The 9,739-nt window shown below is 55.2% G+C and carries 10 protein-coding genes; 2 read left to right on the top strand and 8 right to left on the bottom strand.

The features are described 5' to 3' along the window. Positions 1-411, top strand: a 411-nt coding sequence (locus VEV40_RS03320; protein ID WP_324830146.1) for a PKD domain-containing protein, incomplete at its 5' end; no start/stop codon positions are given. Positions 412-632: 221 nt separating this feature from the next. Here the strand turns inward: VEV40_RS03320 and metH are convergent. The 6 genes from metH to VEV40_RS03290 form a co-directional block, all read right to left on the bottom strand. Next, on the bottom strand, positions 633-3,371 hold the full coding sequence (gene metH, locus VEV40_RS03315; protein ID WP_324830145.1) for a methionine synthase: 2,739 nt from the start codon (positions 3,369-3,371) through the stop codon (positions 633-635). Beyond that, complete coding sequence (locus VEV40_RS03310) at positions 3,368-4,492, bottom strand: homocysteine S-methyltransferase family protein (RefSeq protein WP_324830143.1); 1,125 nt, start codon at positions 4,490-4,492, stop codon at positions 3,368-3,370. Before VEV40_RS03310 ends, metH begins: the two co-directional genes overlap by 4 nt. 450 nt (positions 4,493-4,942) lie before the next feature. Further along, positions 4,943-5,464 (bottom strand): hypothetical protein, encoded by a 522-nt coding sequence (locus VEV40_RS03305; protein ID WP_324830141.1) that lies wholly within the window; start codon positions 5,462-5,464, stop codon positions 4,943-4,945. 11 nt (positions 5,465-5,475) lie between these two features. Beyond that, the gene (locus tag VEV40_RS03300) at positions 5,476-6,015 is read right to left on the bottom strand and encodes a hypothetical protein (RefSeq protein ID WP_324830139.1); all 540 of its coding nucleotides are present in this window, start codon (positions 6,013-6,015) and stop codon (positions 5,476-5,478) included. Further along, positions 5,999-6,517, bottom strand: a complete 519-nt coding sequence (locus VEV40_RS03295) for an RNA polymerase sigma factor (protein WP_324830137.1) — start codon at positions 6,515-6,517, stop codon at positions 5,999-6,001. Before VEV40_RS03295 ends, VEV40_RS03300 begins: the two co-directional genes overlap by 17 nt. 225 nt (positions 6,518-6,742) lie before the next feature. Further along, positions 6,743-7,447 carry a cytochrome c biogenesis protein gene (locus VEV40_RS03290; protein WP_324830135.1) on the bottom strand — a complete coding sequence of 235 codons (705 nt, stop codon included), beginning with the start codon at positions 7,445-7,447 and terminating at the stop codon, positions 6,743-6,745. Positions 7,448-7,598: 151 nt separating this feature from the next. Here VEV40_RS03290 and VEV40_RS03285 point away from each other — a divergent pair, with 151 nt between their 5' ends. Then, positions 7,599-7,805, top strand: a complete 207-nt coding sequence (locus VEV40_RS03285) for a hypothetical protein (RefSeq protein ID WP_324830133.1) — start codon at positions 7,599-7,601, stop codon at positions 7,803-7,805. Between the two features lie 4 nt (positions 7,806-7,809). Here VEV40_RS03285 and VEV40_RS03280 read toward each other — a convergent pair whose 3' ends face one another. Together VEV40_RS03280 and VEV40_RS03275 are read right to left on the bottom strand one after the other, a co-directional pair. Then, a complete protein-coding gene (locus VEV40_RS03280; RefSeq protein WP_324830132.1) occupies positions 7,810-8,865 on the bottom strand; it encodes a Gfo/Idh/MocA family oxidoreductase in 1,056 nt (351 codons plus the stop codon). Positions 8,866-8,939: 74 nt separating this feature from the next. Then, complete coding sequence (locus tag VEV40_RS03275; RefSeq protein ID WP_324830131.1) at positions 8,940-9,737, bottom strand: hypothetical protein; 798 nt, start codon at positions 9,735-9,737, stop codon at positions 8,940-8,942. Positions 9,738-9,739 lie beyond the last annotated feature (2 nt).

The following is a 9,739-nucleotide window of genomic DNA, read 5'->3' as shown; positions in this document are numbered from 1 at the left end:
GTGAGCGGTACGCCCACCACCACGCACACCTACACGAACCCAGGAACCTATACCGTGACCCTGACCATTACGAACCAGGCCGGCCTGACAGCCAGCACCACCAGCACGGTCACCGTATCGGCTCCTCCCCCTCCACCCCCGGCACAGGCAGCCCCAGTACCGGTGTTGAATGTGACGCCGACCAGTGGAACGGCTCCGCTGACGGTCAATATCGATTCGTCAGCGAGTCAAGCTGGCGGCAACAGCACGATCACTGGCCGGACCATTAGCTTCGGCGATGGAACCTGGGTAAACTGGACACCGACAACGACCCACACTTACACGAACGCGGGAAGCTATACGGTTCAGCTGACGCTCAAGAGCAGTGCCGGTCTGACGGCCAGTGCCACCAGTGTTGTAACCGTCCAATAATCACCCTATGGTTGCAAGCGCTGTATGCATTGCTTGCACAGAAGGAGAATTAACAACGAGCGGACCACAAATCCGCTCGTTATTTTTTGCGTCTGATGGGAGTCGAAGCGACTAACTGAAATCCAGATAGCCTAATTCGCAACGAGTCCAAAGTAACATCATCGCAAGAGTGCCCAACAAGGCAGGAGCGCGTCGTTAGAGTTGCCGCCATGAGTGAGTTCCTACGAGGACCTTGGTTCTGCAGGATCATAGTTCAGATAGGGGCCAAGCCACCGCTCGACTTCTTCCACAGTCATTCCTTTGCGTTCGTGATAGTCGACAACCTGATCACGCTCAATCTTGCCGAGATTGAAATAACGTGACTCCGGATGGGCGAAATAGAGTCCGCTTACACTCGACCCGGGCCACATCGCAAACGACTCGGTAATCATGATTCCGGTGTTTGCCTGCACGTCGAGCAAACGCCAGATTGTACCTTTTTCGGTATGATCGGGACATGCTGGATATCCCGGAGCCGGCCTGATTCCCCTGTACTTCTCTTGAATCAGATCGTCATTGCTGAGTCCTTCACTACAGCCGTAACCCCATTCTTCCCGCACTCGCTTGTGCAGGCATTCGGCAAAGGCTTCTGCCAAACGGTCGGCGACGGCCTCAGCCATAATCGCGTTATAGTCATCGTGCTTGGCCCTGAACTGATCGCAAAGTTCCTTGAGGCCGATTCCGCTGGTTACGGCAAAGGCGCCAATATGGTCGGGAAGACCTGTTTCCCTGGGTGCGATGAAGTCGACGAGGGAGCGGCACGGCTCGCTTCCTTCGCGATTTGATTGTTGGCGAAGGAAGTGCAACCGATCGAGCACCCTTTCGCGCGTGTTATCGATGTACAACTCGACATCATCGCCTATGGCTGAGGCAGGAAACAGGCCATATATGCCGCGCGCGGTCAGCAGGTTCTGTTGAATGATGGTGTCCAGGAGAGCATTGGCTTCGGTAAAGGTTTGCTGAGCTTGTGCGCCATATTCCTCGTGCTCAAGAATGCGCGGGTAGACACCCTTCAATCCCCAGGTATGGAAGAGCGGAGACCAGTCGATGAAGCCGCGCAGCGTCGCGAGAGGAAAGTTGTCTAGCACGCGCACGCCGGTAAAAGACGGTGCAGGTATATCTTCTGCACGCCAATCGATGGGGGTACGCCTTGAACGCGCAACCTCGATGGAGACAGCCTTCAGGCGCGGAGCAGAGTGCGCCTTGCGGACAGCCTCATATTCGGCCCGATACTGTTCGATGAAGGCAGACCTGTTTTCTTCACTTAGAAGGCTGGTCGTCACAGGCACTGCGCGACTGGCGTCCAATATGTGAACGACGGGCTCGCTGTAATGCGGCGCAATCTTGATGGCGGTATGTGCCCGGCTGGTGGTTGCACCACCGATGAGCAACGGCAACTTGAAACCCTGACGTTCCATTTCGCGCGCAACGTGCACCATTTCATCGAGTGATGGTGTGATGAGGCCGCTGAGGCCGATCACGTCGGCATTCTCCGCTTTGGCTCGCTCAAGGATCTTTTCCGCAGGGACCATGACTCCCATGTCGATGACTTCGTAGTTGTTGCAGGCGAGAACTACACCGACTATATTCTTGCCGATGTCGTGAACGTCGCCCTTGACTGTTGCGAGCACGATCTTTCCCTGTGTCCTGACTTCCTGGCCAGCAGCGGCCATCGCGGCTTTCTCGGCTTCCATGAAAGGAGTCAGGTAAGCCACAGCTTTCTTCATTACGCGCGCTGATTTGACAACCTGTGGCAGGAACATCTTGCCGGCTCCAAACAGATCGCCCACTACACCCATGCCGTCCATCAGCGGGCCTTCGATTACCGCCAGAGGGCGGCCTAGCTTGGCGCGGGCTTCCTCTGTGTCGATATCAATGTATGTGTCGATGCCCTTGACCAGGGCGTGGGAAAGACGTTCCTCTACCGTGCCATTGCGCCACTCTTCAGTTTTCTTTTCGTTCGCGGTTGCGCCGGCACTTGCTGCCTTCAGAGTTTCTCCGTATTCCACCAGGCGCTCGGTCGCATCGGGACGCCGGTTAAGCAGCACATCCTCAACCATTACCTTCAGTTCAGGCTCGATCTCCTCGTAAATCTCGAGCTGACCGGCATTTACGATTCCCATATCCATGCCTGCTGCAATGGCGTGATAGAGGAACGCCGAGTGCATCGCCTCACGGACCTTGTTATTGCCTCGGAAGCTGAAAGAGATGTTGGACACGCCGCCGCTGACTTTCGCATGAGGCAGGTTGGCCTTGATCCATCGCGTTGCGTTGATGTAATCAAGCGCATAGTTGTTGTGCTCCTCCATGCCGGTAGCAACGGTAAGAATGTTCGGATCGAAGATGATGTCTTCCGGTGGAAAACCTACTTCATCGACCAGGATGTGGTAAGCGCGGTCGCAAATGCGGATCTTGTCTTCGTAGGTCGCAGCCTGCCCCTGTTCATCGAACGCCATTACTACAACTGCCGCGCCATATTTGAGCACCGTAGCGGCATTCTGGCGGAACTTGTCCTCGCCTTCCTTAAGGGATATCGAATTAACGATGCCCTTACCCTGCATGCACTTCAGCCCAGCCTCGATGACTTCCCATTTCGAGGAGTCGATCATGAAGGGCACCTTGGCGACTTCCGGCTCGCTTGCCAGCAACTGCAGGATTCGGGTCATCGCGACTACGCCATCGATCATGCCTTCGTCCATGCAGATGTCGATGACGTTGGCCCCATTCTCGACTTGCTGCCTGGCAATACTGACAGCCTGCTCGTATTTGCCTTCTTTGATGAGCTTGGCAAACTTTGGCGAACCAGCTACGTTGGTCCGCTCACCAATCATGATGTAGACGTTCGGCTGCTGGGTAAACGGCTGCGATCCGGAAAGACGGAGAGGCTTTGTCTCAATGGCCTCGGCTATGCTCGGGCTCATGCCAGGCTCTCACTGGCGTAGGATTCCACAGCACATACAAGGTCCAGTTTTCGCGGAGGGCGACCTTCGAGCGCTTTGGCGATGGCCGCAATGTGCTCTGGCGTATTACCGCAGCATCCGCCAGCGATGTTGATCAACCCCCCCCGCGCAAAGTCGCCAAGATACCGTGCCATGTCAGGCGGCCCAAGATCGAACCCGGTTAGCGAGAGCGGGTTGGGCAGGCCAGCATTCGGATAGCACGAAATCGCCACATCAGCCTTTTCCGCCAGCTCTTCAAGAAAGGGATACATCAAATTGGGGCCAAGAGAACAGTTGAGCCCTACGGACAAAGGTTTTGCATGCTGAACAGCGTTCCAGAACGCCTCAACGGTTTGCGCAGAGATCATTGTTTCGCCGCCACGTCCCACTGCTGCGGAAATCATTATCGGCAACTCCTTGCCATCCTGATCAAATACCTCACGGATGGCGACAAGCGCAGCTTTGGCATTCAGCGAATCGAAGATGGTCTCCACCAGAAGCAGGTCGGCGCCGCCGGCGATGAGGGCCCGCACCTGCTGGATATAAGCGGTCTTGACCTGATCGAATGTCACTACCCGGAAGCCTGGGTCCTCGGCATCGGGCGAGTTCGAAAGTGATACGGTTAGAGGCCCGATCGCTCCCGCCACGAACCGTTGTCGGCCTGTCTCATTGGCAACTCGATCTGCCCATTCCCGGCATTGCCGCGCCGATTGCTCATTGATTTCCCAGGCAAGATTATTGAGGAAGGAATCGTCGATAACTTTTTGATAGAAAGCAGGGTCTTTCCGGCCGCCATGTTCCCGCGGGTCATCCACGAAAAACTCGCTCTGGGCGATGCTGGTTGCGCCAAAGGTATTTGTTTCGATGATGTCCGCCCCAGCTTCCAGAAACCGGCGGTGAATATCACCGATCATCTGGGGTTGAGTCAGGGTAAAGAGATCACCATTATTCAGCAAACCCTTGGTTGCGTCATTGAAGCGCTCTCCGCGAATATCGGCTTCCTTCATGCCGTAGGTGCGGATCGTCGTACCCATCGCTCCATCGATAATGGCGATGCGGCTTCTGAGGATCTTTTCAAGCGGATGCTGAGATTTGTTTGTCATGTCTCTTTCTGATTATCTCATTTGAATTCACGGGCTTTCTAATACCCATGAAAGCTGGTTCTCAGAAGGTCCACGCCAGACTCTTTGGCGATCTCCTCTATTGAGAAGGCGTGTATCCGCATGAGTTTGTCCTGTAATTAAAGCTGACCCCTGTGAGGTTGTATCGTTAAAACGGTGCGCGACTGCAACCTACACTTAGGCCCATGGGCTGGGCGGTGGCTAATTAGGTGGGCATCCAAATGCGGCGATCCGTTCGGCTCCATCGGCTCCATGAGCGCGCAAACGCCTGGCCTAAACAAAAATTTCGATTTAACGAAACTTTTTCCCTAAAAATCTGTCTTCGCTATGAGAGAGGCAACACTCCAAAGTGATCAGCTTCTTCAAATAGCAGTAAACCCTCCTCGGACAACGAGGTTGCCGCAAGACAGCCTCGTTGCTTTTTTGCAGAGGCTAGTCTATCCGGGTTGCTGTCAGCTCGACTTGAATCTTATCCTTGTCCTGAAGATTGTCTGAAGAAAAGATAACGGTGGGCTTTCCGATGGGAACCAGCGCGTTGGCCGACCATTGGTTCTGCCGAATCACCGGGGGAAGATCAGATGCATTGGTCGTTTTTGCCGTGCTGCTGACGTTCGCGCTGATCAGAATCGCGAGTTTGCCATTGATTTCCTGAGCATTCCAGCAGTCGATATTCACACCAAGGTCAATATATTGCAAATTGCCTTTATCGTCCGCTTTTACTGGCACTTTGTCACCAGTACGAATACTTTGTCTGTCATGGGAACGAGTCTCAATCGAGGTGGTATAAGCGCGGCTATTAGTAATCTTTCCGTTCTCCCCGACTTCCTGAACGGAGAACGATAGCTGATAGTAATGAGCGGGCGGCTCGGCTGGCTTACTGTCCTGCTGCGCGAACATGCTTTTGGGTGTCGCGAATAGGATGAGTGCCAGGCAGAAGACGGTAATTCGACGCATGGTGGCTCCTGTTATTGAGGTTGAGTGTTGGAATCAAGCTTCGGGATCGTTAGATCTGCAATGCGCAAAGGTGCATCCGACTCCTTTTGCGTTTTCGCTATTTGCTGCTTCGTGCTCGTTGGCGCTTGTCCGGAGAATTGAATCAGCAGTTGCTCCTGCTCCGTCAAAGGCGTTGGCGTAGGGAATTGATCGAGTTTGGGCAGATGCTTCTGCGCATGGCGTGCCGCAGTGACATGGACTTGCTCAACATGTGATACTTCCGCCGTTGATGCAGACGGCAATATTGGAGGGGTAGCAGGAACCTGAACTGCGCGTGTTGTTGTCTGGTTCGCTGATTGATGCTGTCGTTGCGTCAAGAAAGCAACCAGCAGCAGACATGCGAGCGCAGGGGCTGCAATCGTTAACCTTACCCACCAATAATGCTGCCGCCGCTCTTCAAGCGCAACAAGCACGCGTCTTGTCAGCGCTTGCGGATCGCCCGCCTTGGCAGGATCGGCATAACTGGTCAAAGCCTGCTCGAATTTCGCGTCGAGTTCAAAGTCGTTTTGCATAGCCCTTTTCTTCCATGGCCGCCAGTTTCTCCCGCAGAAGCTGGCGGGCACGCATTATCCGGGTGCGCACCGTGCCTTCGGGAATGCCGAGAATCGTGGCAATTTCTCCGGAATTTAGTTCCTGAATGCTAGAAAGCGCTAACGGCTGCCGGAGTTCTTCAGGCAAACCATCGATCAGGCGGTGCACTTTGTTGTGCCAATCGGACGCTACCACATTTTCTTCCGGAGTCGGATTGGAGGATGGCACTTCCGTATCTGCTTCGGACATGCTGGAGAGATTCGGAAGCCTGTCCACTGCAACCCGCCACGCAGTGCGCGCCAGAAACGCCTGCTCGTTCTGCAGCTTCTCCCATGCTCCATTGCGATAGAGCTTCAGAAAGACCTCCTGTACCACGTCTTCGGCATCATGAGCATGGCGCAACACGGCATAGGCCACGCGAAAAACAAAGCGTGACTGGCGCTGGACGAATGCTGTGAACTCCGCCTCATTTGACCGTGCCAAGCTGGGTCAACTCTCCCATTCACACGCTAAGACGGTAGAAGCATGAAGACTGTTCGGATTTTTTAATTAGAAAACGGATCAGAGAAAGACACGTAGACTTGGACGGCTAATCTCCCTTGCCAGCCCGCCACTTCAAAACAACATAGGCCAGATAACCAAGCTGGATGACCCAGGTCACCGCATAGGCCAGCACAAGATGGCGATGAAACATTGGATTCATGGCCGTTACCCCGTCACTTCCAGCGCCCGCAGCGCTTCCTGTTGTTCTCGCTTCTGGTCGCGCACAGCTACGCCATAACGGAAGGCGGCCATCATGGCCCCCCAAGCCAGCCACCCCGCCAGGTTCCACCACACGGCCGGATACATGCTGGGATCAAGCCCCGCATTCGGGCCGCCAAAGAATACCGGCGCCGGGTGCTGCGTGCGCCACCAGCGCGTGGACATATAGACGATAGGCACATCGGCGTACCCGAAGATCGCCATCACTGCGGCCAGCGTCTGCATCTGCGGCCCGGCGGCAAAGCGCCGCAGCAGCAGATACGCCACATAGATGAGATAGAGCACCAGCGTCGAAGTCAGTCTCTCGTCCCACGTCCACCAGATGCCCCACACTGGCCGCGCCCAGAGCGACCCCGTAATTAAACCGACGGTGCAGAAAACCACGCCCATCTCGGCTGTCGAAATAGCCAGCGCGTCTGCTTTCATCGCCCGGATATGATTGCGGTTTCTATATATGAGATAAGCAATAGACGCTACGAGATTGATAGCGAAAAAAATACTCATCGCACACCAGGCGGAGATGTGATAGTAGAAAATCCGCTGAATATTGCCCTGGTTGCTGTCAGGAGGAACAACAAACATGGCGACGTGGAATCCCTGGGCGAGCAGGCCAAGCGTCAGAACAACCCATAGCCAGCGAAGCAGCTTCATGCCTTGTCCTTGAAGAGGATGCGTACTTTAGTGTATCGCGGCGGCTGACCCTGACCAGCCTGATGGTTTGTCCCACGCAAACGAATTCGCGCCTGGATTCCATCAATTTCTTCTTTCCAACCGTCATACAAAGGGGATAGAGTGTTTCGCCATGGCTACAACTACCCTTATTATTGGCATTATTCTTCTAGGGATAGGACTTTTAGGTCATCACTTTTTCACCCGTCAGAAACGTAATCTCCATCCCGATGAGTCCAGGGTCCGCAGGTGGGTGGTGACCATCGGATCGCTTGTCGCAGGACTCTGGCTGGTTGCTTTTTCCGCAGCGCAGTTCCTGCACTACTACAAAGCGCATTAAGCCCTTACGGCTCATCGCTGAAATCGACTGCCAGCGCGCGGCCCTGGCTGCTGCTCTCGCGCGCCAGCTCGATCAGTCGAGTTGTCCGCCATGCCTGCTCCGGCGTAACCGCCAGCTTTGCCTCGCCCAGCAGCGCATCGCGCACGTTGGCGTAGATGCCGCGATAATCGCCCGCTTCTGTCTCTACACTTTGTGACGCGGCACCCTCCAGATACAGCTTTCCCCACGCCTCTTCAGGCTCGGAGCCAAATCCCGGCGAGTCAAAGCTCGTGCCTGCTTTAAGCGCCTCTTCCTGCGGATCAAGCCCGAATTTTACGAAGCTGCCCTGCGTGCCATGCAGGGTAAAGCGTGCTCCAGGCGCTTTGGCAAGCGTTGTCGCCCGCAGATATGCCGTCGTCGTGGCATAAAACAACGTAATGTCGAACACGTCGTCGACAGCGCCGTTTTCGCGGTCGATTCGCACTGATGCGGATATTTTTTCGGGTTTACCGAGCAGCGTAAGCGCTTGGTCAATCAGGTGCGGACCCAGATCGAAAAGTGTGCCACCGCCCGGCCCGCCGTCTTCTCGCCAACCTCTTTGCCGGGGCTGAGGCCGGAAGCGGTCGAAGTGCGATTCAAAGGTCACCAGCCGCCCTATCAGGCCGCTGACGAGTATTTTCTCCACTGTCTTAAAGTCCCCGTCCCAGCGCCGGTTCTGGTACGCCGTCAGCAGCCGCTTGCGCTCGCGCGCCAGCCGGATCAGCCGTGCTGCTTCGTCTGAAGTCAAGACAAAGGGCTTATCGATGACCACATCGCGATCCGCTCGCAGGCATTGCTCTGCAACCTCAAAGTGCGAAGGGCTGGGCGTGCCCACCACAACCAGGCGAATGCTGTCATCCGCCAGCAGTTCTTCAATCGAGCGATAAATCCGGGCGTTGGGATACGCCTTGGCTGCTTCGTCTCCAGTGCGCTGCACGATGGCCGCCAGTTCCAACCCGGGCGTAGCCGAGATGACAGCCGTATGAAAGATGCGTCCTGCAAGTCCAAAGCCAATAACTCCGGCGCGAATTGTATCTGTCACAGTTGCAAATCCTTGTTAGAGGTTAACGAACCCATTCTCTCCGGAAGCCACCCTGCTTCGCAAGCACGCCCAGGTCACTTCCTTCTGCGAGCGAACTTCAATCCCGACCACTGCGCGTCCACCGCGCAGACCTTGTAGTCGACAAAACCGCGTCCCAGCGCCAGATTGCGCGCATCATTCTGATTGAAATCAGTGTGCAGCTTTGCGCTGGTTTTCGGATGGATGATCCAGAATGACGCGCCTTCCGGCAGGTGCGCCTCTGCATGATCGACTGCTGCATCCAACTCGCGCAGCGAATGGGCAACATACAGGACAAGCTGCGTTCCCGGAACCATCCGCGCACTTAAAGACGCGCCCTCCGGCAGCTCGCCAATAATCTCCTCCATGGCATCTTCAGCACCGCCTATCAGTGCTACTTTCATATTTGCCGAAATGCCCAATTTCCTTGTTAAAGGAGAATTGTGCCAGCGCTGCATGTGCGGGGTTGGTTGCACTGGCTCAATAGGAGCCGAAGCGAGAGCTTTCTGCAACGCTCCCGCAAGCTTCTCCCACAACGTGAAGACCGCATCTGGTAGCTCCATGCGGAGCCGTGTGACTTTCTCTTCAACGCCTCCGGCAAAAACAATTGGGATGTGGCGCGTCGTCTTGCTGCCGCGCAGCACAATCGCGACTTCCCGTCCGTGCGAAGGCAGTCGGTCCAGATCAATCACGACAATTGCAGGATTCAGATTGCGAATATGCGAGATAAACGCGCTCGATCCATGCAGCGACAGTGATTCCACCTTATATCCGAGCTTTGCTATTTCCGTCGCGCGCTTTTGCGCAAGCTCATCATTCCAGCAAATCAGCCGAACTAACTGAACAGTACGCATAT

The organism is Alloacidobacterium sp. (genome assembly GCF_035631355.1).
Lineage (GTDB): Bacteria > Acidobacteriota > Terriglobia > Terriglobales > Acidobacteriaceae > Alloacidobacterium.
This window is presented reverse-complemented; position numbering and strand designations above follow the sequence as displayed.

What these genes read in the sequence shown, in the direction of transcription:
- metH (WP_324830145.1), bottom strand. Translation starts at nt 3,371, where the DNA reads ATGAGCCCGAGCATAGCCGAGGCCATTGAGACAAAGCCTCTCCGTCTT.
- VEV40_RS03310 (WP_324830143.1), bottom strand. Translation starts at nt 4,492, where the DNA reads ATGACAAACAAATCTCAGCATCCGCTTGAAAAGATCCTCAGAAGCCGC.
- VEV40_RS03305 (WP_324830141.1), bottom strand. Translation starts at nt 5,464, where the DNA reads ATGCGTCGAATTACCGTCTTCTGCCTGGCACTCATCCTATTCGCGACA.
- VEV40_RS03300 (WP_324830139.1), bottom strand. Translation starts at nt 6,015, where the DNA reads ATGCAAAACGACTTTGAACTCGACGCGAAATTCGAGCAGGCTTTGACC.
- VEV40_RS03290 (WP_324830135.1), bottom strand. Translation starts at nt 7,447, where the DNA reads ATGAAGCTGCTTCGCTGGCTATGGGTTGTTCTGACGCTTGGCCTGCTC.
- VEV40_RS03285 (WP_324830133.1), top strand. Translation starts at nt 7,599, where the DNA reads ATGGCTACAACTACCCTTATTATTGGCATTATTCTTCTAGGGATAGGA.
- VEV40_RS03275 (WP_324830131.1), bottom strand. Translation starts at nt 9,737, where the DNA reads ATGCGTACTGTTCAGTTAGTTCGGCTGATTTGCTGGAATGATGAGCTT.